The sequence below is a fragment of the Streptomyces sp. AN091965 genome, assembly GCF_022698285.1.
Classification (GTDB): domain Bacteria; phylum Actinomycetota; class Actinomycetes; order Streptomycetales; family Streptomycetaceae; genus Streptomyces.
The window spans coordinates 4,167,169-4,188,129 of record NZ_JALDMY010000001.1 but is presented as its reverse complement, the minus strand read 5'-3'; the positions used below and the strand labels follow the sequence as shown (position 1 = coordinate 4,188,129).

The window sequence follows — 20,961 nt, the reverse complement described above, 5'->3', positions numbered from 1 at the left end:
GTGTCCAAGGACAGTTCCGCTCCGGCGCCCGGCGACCCGGGAGCGCGTCCGGGGCGGACTGTGCGGCCGCCACGGCGAGGGTCCCGGTTCGGGGCCCTCGTCGACAGCGGCCTGATGCTTCAGGGCGGGGTGCAGGGCAGCCCCGTGCTGCGGCTCTTCACCCGCTGGGTGCGCCGTCCGCTGCTGCCCGTGATGCGGCTGTGGCGGCGCAACATCCAGCTCCGGGTCGTCGTCACGACCCTCCTGATGTCGCTCGGCGTGGTCCTGCTGCTGGGCTTCGTCGTCATGAGCTCGGTGAGCAACGGCCTGCTCAAGGCGAAGGTCAACGCCTCCCAGAGCCAGGCCGACGGCGGCTTCAAGGTCGCCCAGGAGAAGGCCAACTCCGCGCGCCCGTCCTCCCCGCAGGGCGACGGCGCCGACGGCCCCACCGCGCAGAACGCCGCCGTGTGGATGTCGGAGCTGGCCGAGCAACTCGCCAGCGGTGGGCAGAACGCGTTCTACGTAGTGACGCTGAGCTCCAATACGGGTGACGTCGGCAGCGTGCGCGGACCGCGTGCCTCCGGAGGCGTGGATCCGATCCAGAGCGTGCCCGAAGAGGTGCGCGAGAAGGTCGGCGACGGCACGCTCGCCTACCAGAGCAACACCCGCATCAATTTCATCGACCACCGTGCGTCGCAGGCCGGCCTGGTGATCGGCAAGCAGCTCAGCGACCTCAACGGCGACTCGTACCAGCTGTACTACCTCTTCCCGCTGACGCAGGAAGAGGAGTCGATGCGCCTGGTGCGCGGCACGCTCGCGACGGCGGGCCTGTTCGTGGTGGTGCTCCTCGGTGCCATCGCCTGGCTGGTCGTGCGCCAGGTCGTCACGCCCGTACGGATGGCGGCCGGGATCGCCGAGCGGCTGTCCGCGGGGCGGCTCCAGGAGCGCATGAAGGTCACCGGAGAGGACGACATCGCACGCCTCGGCGAGGCCTTCAACAAGATGGCGCAGAACCTCCAGTTGAAGATCCAGCAGCTGGAGGAGCTGTCGCGGATGCAGCGCCGGTTCGTGTCGGACGTGTCGCACGAGCTGCGCACGCCCCTGACCACCGTGCGGATGGCGGCCGACGTCATCCATGAGGCGCGCGTGGACTTCGACCCCGTCACGGCGCGCTCCGCGGAGCTGCTCGCCGACCAGCTGGACCGCTTCGAGTCGCTGCTCGCCGACCTCCTGGAGATCAGCCGCTTCGACGCGGGCGCGGCGGCCCTGGAGGCCGAGCCGATAGACCTGCGCGAGGTGGTCCGCCGGGTGGTGGGCGGCGCCGAGCCGCTCGCGGAGCGCAAGGGCACCCGCATACGGGTCGTCGGCGACCAGCAGCCCGTGGTCGCGGAGGCCGACGCGCGGCGCGTGGAGCGGGTGCTCAGGAACCTCGTGGTCAACGCCGTGGAGCACGGCGAGGGCCAGGACGTCATCGTCAAGCTCGCTGCGGCGGGCGGCGCGGTCGCCGTCGCGGTGCGGGACTACGGCGTCGGGCTCAAGCCCGGCGAGGCGACCCGCGTCTTCAGCCGCTTCTGGCGGGCCGACCCGGCACGCGCGCGTACCACCGGCGGTACGGGTCTCGGCCTGTCCATCGCCCTGGAGGACGCACGGTTGCACGGCGGCTGGCTGCAGGCCTGGGGGGAGCCGGGCGGCGGCTCGCAGTTCCGGCTCACGCTGCCGCGCACGGCCGACGAGGTCCTGCGGGGCTCGCCCATACCCCTGGAGCCCGACGACTCGCGGCGCCACCGAGACCGGGACGCCGCGGGCCTTCCGCGCGGGGGCGGCGGCAAGCGGGCCACCGTGCCGCACCAGCCGCAGGACCAGCCGCCGCCCGTGCCCGCGAAGGCGCCGATCGCGCCCCGGCTCGCCCAGGCAGCGGCCCTGGACGTCGACCCGACGGCCTTGCCGGGCAACGGCGCGCGCGTGGTGCCCCGTCAGCCCCTGGTGCCGGGCGACGAGCGGACGGGGGAGCCGCGCAGCGACGTGTCGGAGCCGGGAGCGGACCGGTACGCACCGGCAGTGGATCACCAGGCGGATCACGACGACGAGCCGGGAGCGGGCAGTGGCGGCGGGCCCGGTGCGGGCAGGAACGGCGGCCCTGGTGCCGACGAGGAAGAGGGAGCCTCGCGTGCGCGCTGAAGGGAAGGGGCGTCGGCTGCGGGCCGGGGTCGCGCTCACCGCGGGCGCAGTGCTGCTCGCCGGGTGCGCCTCCATGCCCGACGAGGGCAATCTGAAGAAGGTCGACGCGTCACAGCGCCCGGACTCGCAGTCCCAGGTGCGCGTGTACGCGATCCCCCCGTCCGAGAACGCGCGGGCCGTGGACATCGTCCAGGGCTTCCTGGAGGCCCTGACCAGCGACGACCCGGACTTCACGATCGCCCGCAAGTACCTCACGAAGGAAGCGTCCGCGGCGTGGGACCCGGAGCACTCCACCACGGTCCTCGCGGACGGCCCGAACACGGTCGCGGACAACCTGGGCAACGACAGCGGCGGCGGCAGGACGTACTCGCTGACCGGACGCCAGGTCGCGACGGTGAACAAGCAGCACGCGTACGTGCCCGATGAGAAGTCGTACGCGCAGACCGTGCACCTGTCGCAGCAGAACGGGCAGAACGGCCGTGCGTGGCGCATCGACCGGCTGCCCAAGGGCATCGTGCTCGGCGAGTCGGACTTCGAGCGCAACTACGAAGCGGTCAACAAGTACTACTTCGCCGAGCCCGGGGCGGGCAGCCGCGGTGGCGGCCCCAAGGCGCTCGTCGCCGACCCCATCTACGTACGGCAGCGCATCGATCCGCTGACGGAGACGGTGAAGTCGCTCCTCGACGGGCCGACGCACTGGCTCGAACCGGTGGTCAACTCGCGGTTCGACACCGGGACGAGGCTCGCGCCCGACGCCAAGTCACTGGCGCCCGACGACCAGAACAAGCTGGTCGTGCCCCTGAGCGGGCGCGGTGGCCGGGTCGGTCAGGAGCGGTGCACCGAGATGGCCGCGCAACTGCTCTTCACCCTCCAGGACCTGGCGTCCTCCGGAGTGGAGCAGGTGGAGCTCCAGGGCGAGGGCGGCTCGCAGCTGTGCGTGCTCGGCAAGGACCGCGCCGAGACGGTCGCGTCGCCGCGCAGCACGAACCGACCGTCCTACCAGTACTTCGTCGACGACAAGCGGCGCCTGGTGCGGATGCCGGGCAACGCGGGGAGCAACGCCAAGCCCGAGCCGGTGTCCGGGCCGTTCGGCCAGCCCGAGGAGGCGCTGCAGTCGGTCGCGGTGTCGCGCAACGAGGTGCGCGCGGCCGGGGTGTCGGCCGACGGGCACCGGCTGTACACGGCGTCCCTGGTCGGCGGCGCGCTCGGCGGTCCCGAGCTGCGCTCGCGGGGCAAGACGCCGGACCAGGGCCTGTCCACGCCCAGCTGGGACGGCCGGGGCGACCTGTGGGTGGCCGACCGGGACCGGAAGCGGCCGCGGCTTCTCTGGCTCGACCAGGGCACGGGCGAGCCGGTGCAGGTCGGCGTCTCGGGCCTGGACGGGCGCATCGAGGCGGTCCGGGTGTCGGCCGACGGCGTGCGCATCGCGCTGCTCGTGAAGAAGGGTGACAAGACGTCGCTGCGCATCGGCCGGGTCGAGCGCTCGGGCGGCAAGGGCGAGCGCCCGGAGATCTCCGTCGTCGAGCCGCGCGAGGCGGCCCCGCAGATGGAGGAGGTCACCGCCATGTCCTGGGCGGGCCCGAGCCGCCTCGTGGTGGTCGGCCGCGAGTCCGGTGGCGTGCAGCAGATGCGGTACGTCCAGTGCGACGGCTCGGCGCGCGCGGGTGCGACGCTGCCCGGTCTGACCGGCGTGAAGGAGATCGCCGCGTCCGAGGACGAGACGCAGCCGCTGCTCGCGCACTCGGACGACGGCATCGTGCGGCTGCCGTCGGGGGCGCAGTGGCAGACGGTGGGCAAGGACGGGACGGGGCCGGTCTACCCCGGGTGACGTGCCCGCGGGGCGAAGCGCCCCAGGAATCCCTTGGAGCGCCCCTGGGGCGCCCCTCAGAGCACCTCAGGGGCGGGCGCGCCGCCCGGCGCGCGGAAGTCGGTACAGAGGCGCGTTGACGCAGCCCAGTCGGGGTGCGGACGGTTGTCCACAGGGGGTTATCCACAGGGGTGGCAGGGCGGGCCGCGCGTTGGCACAGTGGTGGGCATGCGGGGGTGGTGGCAGGACCTCACGGATCTGGTGCTGCCGGCCGAGTGCGGAGGCTGCGGGACGCCTCGGGTGGCGCTGTGCGCGCGGTGCCGGGCCGCTCTGTGCGGGGCCGCGCCGCGCAGGGTGCGGCCGGTGCCGGAGCCGCCGGGCCTGCCGGTGGTGCACGCGGCGGCGGCGTACGAGGAAGCGGTGCGGGCGGTCCTGCTCGCACACAAGGAAAGGGGCGCGCTGGCGCTCGTCGGGCCGCTCGGCGAGGCGCTCGCGGGCGCGGTGCGGGCCTCGCTGGCGTACGGCGGCGCGGACGGGGCGCGCGGTGCGGTCGCCGGGGGAGCCGGTGCGGCCTCCGTGCTGCTCGTCCCGGTGCCGTCCGCGGGGCGCGCGGTGCGGGCGCGGGGGCACGACCCCGTGCGGCGGATCGCGCTGGCCGCGGCGGGCGAGCTGCGCCGTCACGGGGTGCCCGCGCGGGTGCTCGGGGCGCTGCGGCAGCGGCGTCCGGTCGCCGACCAGTCCGGCCTCAACTCCCGCGAGCGGCGGGCGAATCTGTCGGGCGCGCTCGGGGTGGTGGCCGGTGCGGGGCCGCTGCTGCGGGGTGCGGGGCACGTCGTCGTGGTGGACGACCTCATGACGACCGGCGCCTCTCTCAGGGAAGCGGCGCGTGCGGTGGGTGGCGTGAACGGCGCATACGGGGAAGGAGATGACCGAGCACACCGGACCGGCCCCGAGGCACGGAACGGGACGGAGAACCAGATAGGGAACCAGCCAAGCCGCGGTAAGCAGAACGGCGCCGTGGGCGCGTCCGCTAATGCCCTGGTGGCCGGGGCAAAGGCCGTCGCAATGACGCTCAGCGCGGCGGTCGTCGCGGCTTCACCGGATTCCTTCGAAATAAACCGGAACTGACTGGGAACTTTCATCGTTGCAGGTAGTGAGAGGGCCAAGACGCCCGAATGGAGGTACGCCGCAGTAGAGGGTGACGACATCCGTCCGGGCGAGATATGTTCGGTTGTGAGGAGCAGCGGACAGCGCTTCCTCGCATATCGGAATGCCGGTCCATGGGTTTTCCGCAATCACCCGGGGCCGGTGGGTGGAGATCTTGCCCACGGGGGAGGAGGAGGTGGAAGTCACCGAGTCCGAGGCTCCGGGAGTTCCCGGGGTCTGGTGCAAAAGGGAGAAGCCCCGCCGAGGTGGCGGAGCGATCCGGGAACGGAGTTCTGCGTGGACATCGTCGTCAAGGGCCGCAAGACCGAGGTGCCCGAGCGGTTCCGCAAGCACGTGGCCGAGAAGCTGAAGCTGGACAAGATCCAGAAGCTCGACGGCAAGGTGATCAGCCTCGACGTCGAGGTGTCCAAGGAAACCAACCCGCGTCAGGCCGACCGTTCCGACCGTGTGGAGATCACCGTCCGCGGGCGCGGACCCGTGATCCGGGCCGAGGCCTCGGCGTCGGATCCGTACGCGGCACTCGACCTGGCGACCGCCAAGCTCGAAGCCCGGCTGCGCAAGCAGCACGAGAAGCGGCACAACAGGCGTGGTACCGGCAGGCTCACCGCCGCCGAGGTCGCCAGCCGCGTGCCGGACGCGGCGCATCTCAACGGGGACGGCACCGTGGCCCACGACGAAGAGCCCGACGGCGTGCCGACCACCAGGATCGGCTCGCTGGAGATCCAGGGCGAAGGCCCCCTCGTGGTCCGCGAGAAGACGCACGTCGCAGCCCCCATGTCACTCGACCAGGCGCTCTACGAGATGGAGCTGGTCGGCCACGACTTCTACTTGTTCATCGACTCCGAGACCAAGGAACCGAGCGTCGTCTACCGGCGGCACGCCTACGACTACGGAGTGATCCACCTCAACGCGGACCCCATGGTCACCCAGCCGCAGTCGGCCGGCGGAGGCAGCGCCCTCGGCGGCTGACGCCCCCTCGCGGAGCGCGTAGGCAGGTGCCCCTGGAGCGCGTGTGCGCCCCCAGGGGCACCCCCGTGCGCCCACTGCGCGCACGGCTCGGCCGCCGGGCATGGAATCATGGGCCCGACAGCCCAACCCGCTTGACCCTGCCTAGGGTTGGTGCAGCCAAGGCAAGACACTGGCCCTGGCCTTCAGGGGGAGGAACGATGGCGGACAGCTTCGGACCGATGCGGAACGAGGATGCCGAGGACGGCATCGGCATCGGCACGGACGCGGGCGCCCCGCGCAAGGAGCCCATCCGGGTCCTCGTGGTGGACGACCACGCGCTCTTCCGCCGCGGCCTGGAGATCGTCCTCGCCGCCGAGGAGGACATCCAGGTGGTCGGGGAGGCCGGTGACGGCGCGGAGGCGGTGGACAAGGCCGCGGACCTGCTGCCGGACATCGTGCTCATGGATGTGCGCATGCCCAAGCGGGGCGGCATCGAGGCGTGTACCTCCATCAAGGAGGTGGCCCCCAGCGCCAAGATCATCATGTTGACGATCAGCGACGAGGAGGCCGACCTCTACGACGCGATCAAGGCGGGCGCCACCGGCTATCTGCTCAAGGAGATCTCCACGGACGAGGTCGCCACGGCGATCCGGGCGGTGGCCGACGGGCAGTCGCAGATCAGCCCGTCGATGGCGTCGAAGCTGCTCACGGAGTTCAAGTCGATGATCCAGCGCACGGACGAGCGACGGCTCGTGCCCGCGCCCCGGCTCACCGACCGGGAGCTCGAGGTCCTCAAGCTGGTGGCCACGGGCATGAACAACCGGGACATCGCCAAGGAGCTCTTCATCTCCGAGAACACCGTGAAGAACCACGTGCGCAACATCCTGGAGAAGCTCCAGCTGCACTCCCGGATGGAAGCCGTGGTGTACGCGATGCGGGAGAAGATCCTCGAGATCCGCTGACCTGCCGGGCGCCGGTGACTTGTCCGCCGTCGGTGACCGGCCCGGTACTGGTGGCCGCCCCGGCCCCAGTGGCCGTCCGGCGGCAGGGGCGGGGCCGGGTGGTCGTCAGCCCAGGGCGCGGACCAGGTCGGCCGTCAGCTCGGGACGGTCCGCCACGCGCTCCACGCGCACGGCGTCGCAGCCCACCCACTCCGCCGCCTCCAGGAGCGCCTGAGCGACCGCGGGAACCGCCTTGGGGCCCTCCAGGGACACCTGCTTGGCGACCAGCGTGGAGCCCTCGCGCGCCGGGTCCACCCGGCCCACCAGACGGCCGCCCGCGAGGACCGGCATCGCGAAATAGCCGTGGATCCGCTTCGGCTTCGGGACGTACGCCTCCAGGCGGTGGGTGAAGCCGAAGATCCGCTCCGTCCGGGCCCGCTCCCAGATCAGGGAGTCGAAGGGCGACAGGAGCGTGGTGCGGTGGCGGCCGCGCGGAGGCGTCGCGAGGGCCTCGGGGTCCGCCCAGGCGGGCTTGTCCCAGCCCTCGACCGCCACCGGCACCAGGCCGGAGTCCGCCACGACCGCGTCGAACTGCTCGCCCTTGAGGCGGTGGTAGTCCGCGATGTCCGCGCGCGTGCCCACACCGAGGGCCTGGCCCGCCAGGCGGACCAGTCGGCGCACGCACTCCAGGTCGTCCAGGTCGTCGTGGAGGAGGTCGTCGGGGACGGCGCGCTCCGCCAGGTCGTACACCCGCTTCCAGCTGCGGCGCTCCACGCACACCACTTCGCCGTACATCAGCGCGCGCTCCACCGCGATCTTGGAGTCGGACCAGTCCCACCACTCGCCCTTGTTCTTCGCGCCGCCCAACTCCGTGGCCGTGAGCGGGCCTTCGGCGCGCAGCTGTTTGATGACCTGGTCGTACGCGCCGTCCGGGAGGTCGTGGTGCCAGTGCGGCCGGGCGCGGTAGGCGCGGCGGCGGAAGGCGAAGTGGGGCCACTCCTCGATGGGCAGGACGCAGGCGGCGTGCGACCAGTACTCGAAGGCGTGGGGCCGTGCCGCGGGCGCGCCGGGGGACGCGGGGCCCCAGTACGCCGACTCGACCTGTTTGCGGCCCACCGCGCCCAGGCGTGCGTACGGGATCAGCTCGTGGGAGCGGGCCAGGACCGAGATCGTGTCCAGCTGCACCGCGCCCAGGTGGCGGAGGACGCCGCGGACGCCTGCCCTGCGGTCGGGGGCGCCGAGGAAGCCCTGGGCCCGGAGGGCGAGGCGGCGGGCTTCGTCGGCGGTGAGGGTGGCCTCGGGGGGCGGGGTGCGGGTGGGCTCGGTCATGGTCGGAACGATAGGGGGAGGGTCTGACAGCGGAGGCCCGGGTGGGCCTTCGCGTGCGGCTGCCCTCGCGGGGCGCCCCAGGCCCGCCCCTTCCCGAAACCAGGGGGCTCCGCCCCCCCCCAGACCCCCTGTGATCGGCGCTCCGCGCCTCGCCCTCAAACGCCGGACGGGCTTGAAGGTCCGCTGCGCGCTCGTCGTTCAGTTCGCCGTCGGCAGATACTGCTGCTGCGACGGCAAGCCGATGTCCGTGGGCAGGAGGGCGCCGATCCAGCAGTCGCGGAGGGTGTTCTTGTTGGGCAGGGCCGCGCGGAGGGTGCCCTCGACGGTGAAGCCCGACTTCTCGGCCACCGCGCGGGAGCCCTTGTTGCCCACTTCGGCGCGCCACTCCAGGCGCGTGCAGCCGAGGCGTGTGAACGCCCAGTGGGCCATCGCCTGGACGGTCTCCGTCATGTAGCCCTGGCCCCGGTGCTCCTTGGCGGTCCAGAAGCCGATCTCCCAGCTGCCCGCGCGCGGGTGGTGCAGGCTCGTCGCGGCCAGGAGGGGGCCGCCCGCGCGGGGGCGTACGGAGAAGGTGTACTCGATGTCGTGCCGCCAGCCGTCGGGGACCATGCGGCCGGTGAAGCCCTCGGCGTCCACGCGCGCGTAGGGCGACGGGATGGTCGTCCAGCGCTGGATGTCGGGGTCCTGGCACGCCGCGTACACCTCGTCCGTGTCGGCGGACGTGAAGGTGCGCAGCAGCAGGCGTTCGGTGGTGAGGGTGACGGGCTCCATCGGCCGATTCTGCGGGGGCGCCCCGAGCGGCGCCAGCGGTTTGAGGCCTCGGCCTCGGTCCGGGGCGTCGACGGAAGGGTGCCTCGGTCCGGCGCGGGCGGGGGCCGAAGGCGTCGCGGAGGCGGTGCGGCGGCGGGCGGACCCGCGGTCGGATGGCCCGGTATGCGGCACCTTCCAGGCCGCCCGAGCGTTGACGTACTGGCAGACCTCCCGGCGTGGCGGGGTCCTCGCATACGATGGCCGTTGCCCGACGAGTACAACCGACCGTGCCAGGCCCGACCGGCAAGGAGACCAACCCCCGTGTCCGTCCTCTCGAAGATCATGCGTGCAGGCGAAGGCAAGATCCTGCGCAAGCTGCACCGCATCGCGGACCAGGTCAACTCCATCGAGGAGGACTTCACGGTCCTCTCCGACGCCGAGCTGCGCGCGCTGACTGCGGAGTACAAGGAGCGTTACGCCGACGGCGAAACGCTCGACGACCTCATGCCGGAGGCCTTCGCGACCGTGCGCGAGGCCGCCAAGCGCGTCCTCGGCCAGCGCCACTACGACGTGCAGATCATGGGCGGCGCGGCCCTGCACATGGGCTATGTCGCGGAGATGAAGACCGGTGAGGGCAAGACGCTGGTCGGCACTCTGCCCGCGTATCTGAACGCGCTCTCGGGCAAGGGCGTGCACCTCATCACGGTCAACGACTACCTGGCCGAGCGCGACTCCGAAATGATGGGCCGCGTCCACAAGTTCCTCGGCCTGAACGTCGGCTGCATCCTGGCGAACATGCCGCCCGCGCAGCGCCGCGAGATGTACAACTGCGACATCACCTACGGCACGAACAACGAGTTCGGCTTCGACTACCTCCGCGACAACATGGCGTGGTCGCAGGACGAGCTCGTCCAGCGCGGCCACAACTTCGCGATCGTCGACGAGGTGGACTCCATCCTCGTCGACGAGGCGCGTACGCCGCTGATCATCTCCGGCCCCGCCGACCAGGCCACCAAGTGGTACGGCGACTTCGCCAAGCTGGTCACCCGCCTCACCAAGGGCAAGCCCGGCGAGCCCCTCAAGGGCATCGAGGAGACCGGGGACTACGAGGTCGACGAGAAGAAGCGCACCGTCGGCATCCACGAGTCCGGCGTCGCCAAGGTCGAGGACTGGCTCGGCATCGACAACCTCTACGAGTCGGTGAACACCCCGCTCGTCGGCTACTTGAACAACGCCATCAAGGCCAAGGAACTGTTCAAGAAGGACAAGGACTACGTCGTCATCGACGGCGAAGTCATGATCGTCGACGAGCACACCGGCCGTATCCTCGCCGGCCGCCGCTACAACGAGGGCATGCACCAGGCGATCGAGGCGAAGGAAGGGGTGGACATCAAGGACGAGAACCAGACGCTCGCCACGATCACCCTGCAGAACTTCTTCCGCCTCTACAAGCGCCAGGACCACCAGGGCAAGGAAGTCCCCGGCCTGTCCGGCATGACCGGTACGGCCATGACCGAGGCCGCCGAGTTCCACCAGATCTACAAGCTGGGCGTCGTCCCGATCCCGACGAACCGGCCGATGGTCCGCAAGGACCAGTCGGACCTGATCTACCGCACCGAGGTCGCCAAGTTCGCCGCGGTCGTCGACGACATCGCGGAGAAGCACGAGAAGGGCCAGCCGATCCTCGTCGGCACCACCTCGGTCGAGAAGTCCGAGTACCTCTCGCAGCAGCTGTCCAAGCGCGGCGTCCAGCACGAGGTGCTCAACGCCAAGCAGCACGACCGGGAGGCGACGATCGTCGCCCAGGCCGGCCGCAAGGGCGCCGTGACCGTCGCGACGAACATGGCCGGTCGTGGCACGGACATCAAGCTCGGCGGCAACCCCGAGGACCTCGCCGAGGCGGAGCTGCGCCAGCAGGGCCTCGACCCCGAGGAGCACATCGAGGAGTGGGCGCACGCCCTGCCCGCCGCCCTGGAGCGGGCCGAGCAGGCGGTCAAGGCCGAGTTCGAAGAGGTCAAGGACCTCGGCGGGCTCTACGTCCTCGGCACCGAGCGCCACGAGTCGCGCCGCATCGACAACCAGCTGCGCGGCCGCTCCGGCCGTCAGGGCGACCCCGGTGAGTCGCGCTTCTACCTCTCGCTCGGCGACGACCTCATGCGCCTGTTCAAGGCCCAGATGGTCGAGCGCGTGATGTCCATGGCGAACGTGCCGGACGACGTCCCGATCGAGAACAAGATGGTCACGCGCGCCATCGCCTCCGCCCAGTCGCAGGTCGAGCAGCAGAACTTCGAGACCCGCAAGAACGTCCTCAAGTACGACGAGGTCCTCAACCGCCAGCGCGAGGTCATCTACGGCGAGCGCCGCCGCGTCCTGGAGGGCGAGGACCTGCACGAGCAGGTCCAGCACTTCATGGACGACACCATCGACGCGTACGTCGCGGCGGAGAGCGCCGAGGGCTTCGCGGAGGAGTGGGACCTCGACCGCCTCTGGAGCGCCTTCAAGCAGCTGTACCCGGTGAAGGTCACCATCGAGGAGCTCGAGGACGAGGTCGGCGACCGCGCGGGCCTGACCGCCGAGTTCATCGGCGAGGCCATCAAGGAAGACGTCCGCCAGCAGTACGAGGCCCGGGAGGCGCAGCTCGGCTCCGAGATCATGCGCGAGCTGGAGCGCCGCGTGGTCCTGTCGGTCCTCGACCGCAAGTGGCGCGAGCACCTCTACGAGATGGACTACCTCCAGGAGGGCATCGGCCTCCGCGCCATGGCGCAGAAGGACCCGCTGGTCGAGTACCAGCGCGAGGGCTTCGACATGTTCAACGCCATGATGGACGGCATCAAGGAGGAATCCGTCGGCTATCTGTTCAACCTGGAGGTCCAGGTCGAGCAGCAGGTCGAGGAGGTCCCGGTGGCGGACACCGCGCCGTCCCTGACGAAGGAAGGCGTGCAGGACGCGGTTCCGGCCGGTGCCGCCCGCCCGGAGATCCGGGCCAAGGGCCTGGACGCCCCGCAGCGCCCGGACCGCCTGCACTTCCAGGCGCCGAACGCCGAGGGCGGTGTCGACGAGGGCGACTTCACGACCTCCGGCGAGCCCGCGGGCAGCGCGCCCGCGGCCGGCGGCGACGGCATGACGCGCGCGGAGCGCCGCAAGGCCCAGAAGGGCGGCCGGCGCCGCAAGAAGTAGCCGTCGAGCGCTTTCGGGCGCGGACCGAGTGGGGCCGGGTGCCGAGGGGCGCCCGGCCCTTCGGCGTTCTTCCGGGCTCACGCGTGCTGCCGTACGCCGCTGTCGACCTCCACGGCGGTGCAGCGCCAGCGCTCGTCGTCGCCCCGGTGCAGCCGGAAGGCCAGCGCGCGCAGCGCGGGGCCCGCGCCGACGCGGGCGAAGACCTCGTAGACGCCGGGCCGCACCTCGTAGTGGCCGACGCGCCGCACCGCGGGCCGGTGGCCGCCCACGGAGCGCAGCGGCAGCAGCTCGGCGAGCCGGACCAGGTCGTCGTAGGCGGTGTGGGCGACGTGGCGGGCCACCGCGTGGACCGGGCGCTGGCCGCTGAGCACCAGTAACAGCAGCTCCGTGAAGAGCTCCGCCGGGTGCGGGGGAGGCTGCGCGGGCACCCGGTGCGACCGGGAGCCGGGGCGGCGCGGATCAGGGCGCCCCGGGGGACGGCCCGCCGGTGGGCGGGACGCGGCCGGGCGGGTCGCCGGGCGCCGGGGCCGGGTCATCACCTTCGGCCCGGCAGGCCCGGCAGGCCCGGCAGGCCCGGCTGGCCCGGCTGGCCCGGCTGGCCCGGCAGGCCCGGTAGGCCCGGTAGGCCCGGCTGGCATCGTGGGCGCGACGGCCACGGGCGGCGGTGTGGCGGACTGGGGCACGGCTGAGCCTCCGTAACGGCGAGAGCGGGTGGGCGCGGCCCTCAGGGCGCGGGATTCGGGGTCGGACCAGGGTCGGACCAGGGTCGGACCGGGGTCGGGCCGGGGTCGGGGTTCGGCATCCGCATCGGGATACCGAGGGGTAACTTCACTCGGATCTTGTACGGCGGCGAGGGCGGCCGTGGCAACGCTCCCGAGGGGCCGCCGGGCCCGCCACGGCGGTTCGCTCATCAGGGTGAGCGGAGGGGGTCGCGGCCCCCTGGCCACGGGGCCGGTGCGGGTGACGGGCCGGACGGAAGTGGACGCGGCGACGGGCTCGGGCAGCACCTCGAAGGGGGACGCGCGCACGTATCCTGAAGCCCCTGCCGGGAGCCTTCGCTACTACGAAAGCGGCCAAGCCATGCGCGTCTACGTACCCCTGACACTGCCCCGTCTCGCGCAGGCGCACGAGGCGGGCGAGGTGGGTCCCGGGCCGCTGACCGCGTACGCCGTGACGCCCGCGCTGCGCGAGTGGTACGTGTCCGACGACATCGAGGAGCTGGAGTACGCGGCCCTCAACCGGGCCGCGCTCGCCTCGCTGCGGCTGCTCGCGGGCGAGCCCGGCACCCCGCGGCGCCGGGTCGTCCTCGCGGCGGACGTGCCCGACGGCGCCGCCGTGGCCGACCCCGACCGGGGCCTGGACGCGGGAGCGCTCGGCGAGGTGCGGATCGCGGGCGCGCTGCCGCTGGCCAAGGCGGCGGCCGTGCACGTGGACGCGGACGACGCGGAGCCGGACGTCACGGCGGCGGCGGACGTGCTGGGGGCGGCGGACCAGGGCGACGACGACGCCCAGTTCGTCGTGGACGGCGCGGAGGACCACGAGCTGCTCTGGTACGCGACCCAGGAGATCCCGAACCTGGTCGGGCCCGGCGCCTGAGCCCGGGCCCCGTCCCGGCCCCGAGGGCCGTGGGAGCGGTGCTGTCAGTGGGGCCGGGTACGGTCTTGTGCATGGGGAAGCTGCAGCGCGGGGCGCACGGGGCCCACATCGTCTGGGACTGGAACGGGACACTCCTGCACGACATCCACGCCGTGATCGACGCGACGAACGCGTCGTTCGTCGAGATAGGCCTGGAGCCGATCACTCTTGAGCGGTATCGCGAGCTGTACTGCGTGCCGGTGCCGCGGTTCTACGAGCGGCTGATGGGGCGGCTGCCCACCGAGGCCGAGTGGCTGATGATGGACGCCGTCTTCCACAAGCACTACGGAACGCGGGTGGACGCCTGCGCCCTCGCCGAGGGCGCGGCGGAGCTGCTCGCCGGGCGGCAGGCCGCGGGGCGGACGCAGTCGCTCCTTTCGCTGGCGCCGCACGAGCAGCTGGTGCCCTTGGTCCGGCGGCACGGGATCGCCGAGCGGTTCGTGCGCATCGACGGGCGGACGGACGGGTCGCACACGGGGAAGGCCGAGCGGATGGTGCGGCACCTCGCGGCGCTCGACGGGGTCGACGCGGCGCGGATCGTCGTGATCGGGGACGCGGTGGACGACGCGGTGGCCGCGGCGCACGTCGGGGCACAGGCGGTGCTGTACACCGGGGGGTCGCACAGCCGGGGCAGCCTTGAGCTCGCCGGGGTTCCCGTCGTGGACTCCCTCGGCGAGGCCGTGGACCTGGCGGAGAGCCTGGTGGCATAGCCCCCCAGGCCCAGGCCCAGGCCCAGGCCTCAAGCCCAGGCCCAGGCCCCAAGCCCCCGGGAGCCCCGGCCGGGGCCTGGCGCGACGGCTGGGCGGCAGCCGGGTGCTGTGACCACCCGCTCCACCACCTGGGCGCACCAGCTGCCCACAGCTCGAAGGACAGCTACGTCACCGGTGCCTTCGCCCTCAGCACCGTCAGGAACTCGCGCATCCAGCCCGAGTGGTCCGGCCACGCGCGGGCCGAGACCAGCGTGCCGTCGACGACCGCCTCCGCGTCCTGGAAGGTGGCCCCGGCGGTCTGCATGTCGATCTCCAGGGCCGGATAGGCCGTGACGCGGCGGCCCGCGAGGCCCCCGACCGCCGCGGTGAGCAGGGGGCCGTGGCAGATCTGCGCCACCGGCTTGTCCGCGTCGAAGAAGGCCTTGAGGATCTTGCGGAGCTCGGGGTCGCCGCGCAGGTACTCGGGCGCCCGCCCGCCGGGGACGACGAGGGCGACGTACTGCCCGGGGTCGACCTCCGCGAAGGCCAGGTCGGCGGGCCAGGTGTAGCCGGGCTTCTCCGTGTAGGTGTCGAAGCCCGGCTCGAAGTCGTGCACGACGAACTGGAGCTTCTTGCGGGACGGGGCGGCGATATGGACGTCGTACCCCTCCTCACGCAGTCGCTGGTACGGGTAGAGGACCTCCAGTGACTCCGCCGCGTCACCGGTGACTATCAGGATCTTGGCTGCCATCGCTGCTCGCTCCCTGCCTCAGCGCTTCGCTGGAATTGCCGTAGTGGGCTGTCGATCGCCCGCGGGTCCGTCGTGGCTGCTCGCGCAGTTCCCCGCGCCCCTTCGGGGCGCCCTGTGCCGTCCCGGTCAACGTGCATCCCGTCGGGACGTTTGCCAAGAGGGCCGCACGGGGGCCGCGAGGGCGGGACTGTGCAGACTGTCAAAGTTCGGGCCCAGGTTTTGTACACATACGGCTCATGACGAGTTCCCGGTGGGGGGCGATAGCCTTGTCCCGTGATCAGCGCGATATCCCGCGGAGGCACGGCCGCCTCCGCCCTGCGCCCGCTATGCACGGAGGACATCCGTGCCGGGCGCCGCGCTGACGTTTTCCCGCGGTGCGGACAGCGCGGTCAGCGCGCCCCTCAGGACCGGTCAACGATCACCCCGGAAATGGCGGAATCCCGCCCGCTCATCGCTCATCGCGGCATAACGTCGACCTCGACCGGAGACCCCGCGTCGCGGCGTTACGTCACATCACTTCCTTCTACGTCACGCAACGGCGCGCGACAGGAGTCAGAGGACAATGCAGACCAAGCTGGACGAAGCCAAGGCCGAGCTGCTCGCGCGGGCCGCCCGGGTAGCTGAGAACAGCCCGGTCGGGGGGCGCCTGCCAACGGGAGCACCGACCGGGTCGAAGGGCGGTGGCGGGTCCGGCTCGGACCCGGCCGCCCAGGCCGACCAGGACAAGGTGTTCGCGTTCCTCCAGCGCTACTACCTGCACACCGCCCCAGAGGACCTCACCGACCGCGACCCGGTCGACGTCTTCGGCGCCGCCTTCTCGCACTACCGCCTCGCGGAGAACCGCCCGCAGGGCACCGCGAACGTCCGGGTGCACACGCCCACGGTCGAGGAGAACGGCTGGACGTGCAGCCACTCCGTCGTCGAGGTCGTCACCGACGACATGCCGTTCCTCGTGGACTCCGTGACGAACGAGCTGTCGCGGCAGAGCCGCGGCATCCACGTCGTGATCCACCCGCAGGTCATCGTGCGCCGCGACCTGACCGGCAAGCTCCTCGAGGTGCTGCCCGCGGGGGCGCCGGGCGCGGACAAGCCGCACGACACCCTCACCGAGTCGTGGATCCACGTCGAGATCGACCGTGAGACCGACCGCTCCGATCTGAAGCAGATCACCACCGACCTGCTGCGCATCCTGTCCGACGTCCGCGAGACCGTCGAGGACTGGGAGAAGATGCGCGACTCCGCGCTGCGCATCGCCGACGAGCTGCCGACCGAGCCGACCGCGTCCGACGTCCAGGGCGAGGACGTCGAGGAGGCCCGCGAGCTGCTGCGCTGGCTGGCCGCCGACCACTTCACCTTCCTCGGCTTCCGTGAGTACGACCTCACCGACGAGGACTCCCTCACCGCCGTGCCCGGCACCGGCCTCGGCATCCTGCGTTCCGACCCCAAGCACAGCGGCGACGACCACCACCCGGGCGGTCCGTCCTTCAACCGGCTGCCCGCCGACGCCCGCGCCAAGGCCCGCGAGCACAAGCTCCTCGTCCTGACGAAGGCCAACAGCCGCGCGACCGTCCACCGGCCGTCCTACCTCGACTACGTGGGCGTGAAGAAGTTCGACGCCGACGGCAACGTGGTGGGCGAGCGCCGCTTCCTCGGCCTCTTCTCCAGCGCCGCGTACACCGAGTCGGTGCGCCGCGTGCCCGTCATCCGCCGCAAGGTCGCCGAGGTCCTCAAGGGCGCGGGCTTCTCGCCCAACAGCCACGACGGCCGCGACCTGCTCCAGATCCTGGAGACGTACCCGCGCGACGAGCTGTTCCAGACGCCCCCCGACGAGCTGCGGTCGATCGTCACCAGCGTCCTGTACCTCCAGGAGCGCCGCCGCCTGCGGCTCTACCTCCGCAAGGACGTGTACGGGCGCTACTACTCGGCCCTGGTCTACCTGCCGCGCGACCGCTACACCACCGGCGTCCGGCTGCGGATCATCGACATCCTCAAGGAAGAGCTCAACGGCGCCAGCGTCGACTTCACGGCCTGGAACACCGAGTCGATCCTGTCCCGCATCCACTTCGTGGTCCGGGTGCCCAAGGGAGGCGAGGTCCCCGCGCTCTCCGACACCGACGTCGAGCGCATCGAGTCCCGCCTGGTGGAGGCCGCCCGCTCCTGGGCCGACGGCTTCGCGGAGGCGCTGACCGCCGAGTGCGGCGAGGAGCGCGCCGCCGAGCTGCTCCGCCGCTACCAGGGCGCGTTCCCCGAGGGCTACAAGGCCGACCACACGCCGCGCGCCGCCGTCGCCGACCTGGTCCACCTGGAGCACCTCCAGCAGGGCCACAAGGACTTCGCGCTCAGCCTGTACGAGCCGGTGGGCGCCGCCCCCGACGAGCGCCGCTTCAAGATCTACCGCTCCGGCGGCCAGGTCTCGCTGTCCGCCGTCCTGCCCGTCCTGCAGCGCCTGGGCGTGGAGGTCACCGACGAGCGGCCGTACGAGCTGCGCTGCGCGGACCGTACGAACGCGTGGATCTACGACTTCGGCCTGCGCATGCCCAAGCTGGGCAACGGCAGCGGCGACTACCTGGGCGACGACGGCCGCGAGCGCTTCCAGGAGGCCTTCGCCGCCGCCTGGACCGGCGAGGCCGAGGTCGACGGCTTCAACTCGCTCGTCCTGCGCGCCGGTCTGAACTGGCGCCAGGCGATGGTCCTGCGCGCGTACGCCAAGTACCTGCGCCAGGCGGGCTCCACCTTCAGCCAGGACTACATGGAGGACACCCTCCGCAACAACGTCCACACCACGCGGCTGCTCGTCTCCCTCTTCGAGGCCCGGATGTCGCCGGAGCGCCAGCGCGCGGGCACCGAGCTGACCGACGGACTGCTCGAAGAGCTCGACGGGGCCCTCGACCAGGTGGCGTCGCTCGACGAGGACCGCATCCTGCGCTCCTTCCTCACCGTCATCAAGGCGACGCTGCGCACCAACTTCTTCCAGGAGGCGGCGGGCGGCAGGCCGCACGGCTATGTCTCCATGAAGTTCGACCCGCAGGCCATCCCCGACCTGCCGGCGCCGCGTCCGGCGTACGAGATCTGGGTGTACTCGCCGCGCGTGGAGGGCGTGCACCTGCGCTTCGGCAAGGTCGCGCGCGGCGGCCTGCGCTGGTCGGACCGGCGTGAGGACTTCCGTACGGAGATCCTCGGCCTGGTCAAGGCGCAGATGGTGAAGAACACCGTGATCGTGCCGGTCGGCGCGAAGGGCGGCTTCGTCGCCAAGCAGCTGCCCGACCCGTCGGTGGACCGGGACGCGTGGCTCGCCGAGGGCGTCGCCTGCTACAAGATCTTCATCTCGGCGCTGCTCGACATCACGGACAACCTGGTCGCGGGCGAGGTCGTGCCCCCGGCCGACGTGGTGCGCCACGACGAGGACGACACCTATCTGGTGGTCGCGGCCGACAAGGGCACGGCGACGTTCTCGGACATCGCCAACGAGGTGGCGGAGAGCTACAACTTCTGGCTCGGCGACGCCTTCGCCTCCGGCGGCAGCGCGGGCTACGACCACAAGGGCATGGGCATCACCGCGCGCGGCGCCTGGGAGTCCGTGAAGCGGCACTTCCGCGAGCTGGGCGTGAACACGCAGACCGAGGACTTCACCGTCGTCGGCGTCGGCGACATGTCCGGTGACGTGTTCGGCAACGGCATGCTCCTGTCCGAGCACATCCGCCTGGTGGCCGCCTTCGACCACCGGCACATCTTCATCGACCCGAACCCGGACGCGGCCACCTCGTACGCCGAGCGCCGCCGCCTGTTCGAGCTGCCCCGCTCCAGCTGGGCCGACTACGACAAGGACCTGCTCTCCCCGGGCGGCGGGATCTTCCCGCGCTCGGCCAAGGCGATCCAGCTCAACGCGCACATCCGCGAGGCCCTCGGCATCCAGACCGGCGGCGCCAAGATGACGCCCGCCGAGCTGATGCAGGCCATCCTGAAGTCGCCGGTCGACCTGCTGTGGAACGGCGGCATCGGCACGTACGTGAAGGCGTCCACCGAGTCGCACGCGGACGTCGGCGACAAGGCCAACGACGCCATCCGCGTCAACGGCGCCGACCTGCGCGTGAAGGTCGTCGGCGAGGGCGGCAACCTGGGGCTCACCCAGCTCGGCCGGATCGAGTTCGCGCGCTCCGGCGGCCGCATCAACACCGACGCCATCGACAACAGCGCGGGCGTGGACACCTCCGACCACGAGGTGAACATCAAGATCCTGCTGAACGCCGTGGTGCAGGCCGGGGACATGACCGTCAAGCAGCGCAACAAGCTGCTCGCCCAGATGACCGACGAGGTCGGCCAGCTCGTCCTGCGCAACAACTACGCGCAGAACACGGCGCTCGCCAACTCCGTCTTCGAGGCCCCCTCGCTGCTGCACGCGCACCAGCGCTTCATGCGGCGCATGGGCCGCGAGGGCCATCTGGACCGCTCCCTGGAGTTCCTGCCGACCGACCGGCAGATCCGGGAGCTGCTCGGCTCCGGGCGCGGTCTGTCGCAGCCGGAGCTGGCCGTCCTGCTCGCGTACACGAAGATCGTGGCGGCGGACGCGCTGATCCAGACCTCGCTGCCGGACGACGCGTACCTCCAGCGGCTGCTGCACGCGTACTTCCCGAAGGCGCTGCGGGAGAAGTTCCCCGAGCAGGTCGACGGGCACGCGCTGCGCCGGGAGATCATCACCACGGTCCTGGTCAACGACACCGTGAACTCGGGCGGCTCGACCTTCCTGCACCGGCTGCGCGAGGAGACCGGCGCGTCCCTGGAGGAGATCGTCCGGGCGCAGCTCGCCGCCCGGGAGATCTTCGGGCTCGGCGAGGTGTGGGACGCCGTCGAGGCGCTGGACAACGTGGTGGCCGCCGACGTGCAGACGCGGGTCCGCCTGCACTGCCGCCGCCTCGTCGAGCGCGGCACGCGCTGGCTGCTCAACAACCGGCCGCAGCCGCTGCAGCTCGCCGAGACGGTCAGCTTCTTCAGCGAGGGCGTCACGCAGGTGTGGGCGTCGCTGCCCAAGCTGGTGCGCGGCTCGGACCTGGAGTGGTACGAGAACATCCGCGAGGAGCTGACCGGCGCCGGGGTGCCGGACGAGCTGGCGCAGCGCGTGGCCGGGTTCTCCTCGGCCTTCCCGGCGCTCGACATCGTCGCCGTCGCCGACCGCGTGGGCCGGGACCCGCTGGACGTCGCCGAGGTGTACTACGACCTCGCCGACCGGCTGCGGATCACGCAGCTGATGGACCGCATCATCGAGCTGCCGCGCAACGACCGCTGGCAGTCCATGGCGCGGGCCTCCATCCGCGAGGACCTGTACGCGGCGCACGCCGCGCTGACGGCCGACATCCTGGCCGTGGGCAACGGCTCCTCGACGCCCGAGCAGCGCTTCAAGGCGTGGGAGGAGAAGAACGCCGCGATCCTCGGCCGGGCCCGGACCACCCTGGAGGAGATCCAGGGCTCGGACGCCTTCGACCTGGCGAACCTGTCGGTGGCCATGCGGACCATGCGCACGCTGCTTCGCACGCATTCGTAGTCCTTGCGCCGCCGGGGCGCCCCGCACCGAACGGTGCGGGGCGCCCCGGCGTTTTGGCGTCCGTACGCGCCGTA

At 71.8% G+C, this 20,961-nt stretch carries 13 protein-coding genes; 9 read left to right on the top strand and 4 right to left on the bottom strand.

Annotated features, from left to right (window positions below):
- The 5 genes from mtrB (at position 1) to MQV74_RS17500 (ending at position 7,041) form a co-directional block, all read left to right on the top strand.
- Complete coding sequence (mtrB, locus tag MQV74_RS17520; protein WP_242718781.1) at positions 1–2,157, top strand: MtrAB system histidine kinase MtrB; 2,157 nt, start codon at positions 1–3, stop codon at positions 2,155–2,157.
- Between the two features lie 73 nt (positions 2,158–2,230).
- Positions 2,231–3,985: an LpqB family beta-propeller domain-containing protein gene (locus MQV74_RS17515; RefSeq protein WP_242728783.1), complete on the top strand. Its 1,755-nt coding sequence runs from the start codon at positions 2,231–2,233 to the stop codon at positions 3,983–3,985.
- A 207-nt stretch (positions 3,986–4,192) separates the two neighbouring features.
- Complete coding sequence (locus MQV74_RS17510) at positions 4,193–5,092, top strand: ComF family protein (protein ID WP_242718779.1); 900 nt, start codon at positions 4,193–4,195, stop codon at positions 5,090–5,092.
- A 315-nt stretch (positions 5,093–5,407) separates the two neighbouring features.
- Positions 5,408–6,100: a ribosome hibernation-promoting factor, HPF/YfiA family gene (gene hpf, locus MQV74_RS17505; protein ID WP_374120635.1), complete on the top strand. Its 693-nt coding sequence runs from the start codon at positions 5,408–5,410 to the stop codon at positions 6,098–6,100.
- 197 nt (positions 6,101–6,297) lie between these two features.
- Positions 6,298–7,041 (top strand): response regulator, encoded by a 744-nt coding sequence (locus MQV74_RS17500; RefSeq protein ID WP_242718777.1) that lies wholly within the window; start codon positions 6,298–6,300, stop codon positions 7,039–7,041.
- A gap of 105 nt (positions 7,042–7,146) precedes the next feature.
- On the opposite strand, the gene MQV74_RS17495 is transcribed toward MQV74_RS17500, so the two are convergent.
- Together MQV74_RS17495 and MQV74_RS17490 are read right to left on the bottom strand one after the other, a co-directional pair.
- Positions 7,147–8,349, bottom strand: a complete 1,203-nt coding sequence (locus tag MQV74_RS17495) for a winged helix-turn-helix domain-containing protein (protein ID WP_242718775.1) — start codon at positions 8,347–8,349, stop codon at positions 7,147–7,149.
- Positions 8,350–8,547: 198 nt separating this feature from the next.
- Positions 8,548–9,120, bottom strand: coding sequence for a GNAT family N-acetyltransferase (locus tag MQV74_RS17490; protein ID WP_242718773.1), 573 nt, complete (start codon positions 9,118–9,120; stop codon positions 8,548–8,550).
- 300 nt (positions 9,121–9,420) lie between these two features.
- On the opposite strand from MQV74_RS17490, the gene secA reads away from it, so the two are divergent.
- Positions 9,421–12,276 carry a preprotein translocase subunit SecA gene (gene secA / locus MQV74_RS17485; protein WP_242718771.1) on the top strand — a complete coding sequence of 952 codons (2,856 nt, stop codon included), beginning with the start codon at positions 9,421–9,423 and terminating at the stop codon, positions 12,274–12,276.
- Positions 12,277–12,353: 77 nt separating this feature from the next.
- Here secA and MQV74_RS17480 read toward each other — a convergent pair whose 3' ends face one another.
- Entirely contained in the window at positions 12,354–12,704 is a 351-nt protein-coding gene (locus tag MQV74_RS17480) for an Rv3235 family protein (protein ID WP_242718769.1), read from the bottom strand.
- A 652-nt stretch (positions 12,705–13,356) separates the two neighbouring features.
- Between MQV74_RS17480 and MQV74_RS17475 the strand changes: the two genes are divergently transcribed.
- Positions 13,357–13,872: a DUF6912 family protein gene (locus MQV74_RS17475; protein WP_242718767.1), complete on the top strand. Its 516-nt coding sequence runs from the start codon at positions 13,357–13,359 to the stop codon at positions 13,870–13,872.
- 71 nt (positions 13,873–13,943) lie between these two features.
- Positions 13,944–14,621: an HAD family hydrolase gene (locus MQV74_RS17470; protein ID WP_242718765.1), complete on the top strand. Its 678-nt coding sequence runs from the start codon at positions 13,944–13,946 to the stop codon at positions 14,619–14,621.
- Between the two features lie 163 nt (positions 14,622–14,784).
- Here MQV74_RS17470 and MQV74_RS17465 read toward each other — a convergent pair whose 3' ends face one another.
- A complete protein-coding gene (locus MQV74_RS17465) occupies positions 14,785–15,351 on the bottom strand; it encodes a DJ-1/PfpI family protein (protein WP_242718763.1) in 567 nt (188 codons plus the stop codon).
- Between the two features lie 562 nt (positions 15,352–15,913).
- Between MQV74_RS17465 and MQV74_RS17460 the strand changes: the two genes are divergently transcribed.
- Positions 15,914–20,887, top strand: coding sequence for an NAD-glutamate dehydrogenase (locus MQV74_RS17460; protein ID WP_242718761.1), 4,974 nt, complete (start codon positions 15,914–15,916; stop codon positions 20,885–20,887).
- Positions 20,888–20,961: the final 74 nt, after the last annotated feature.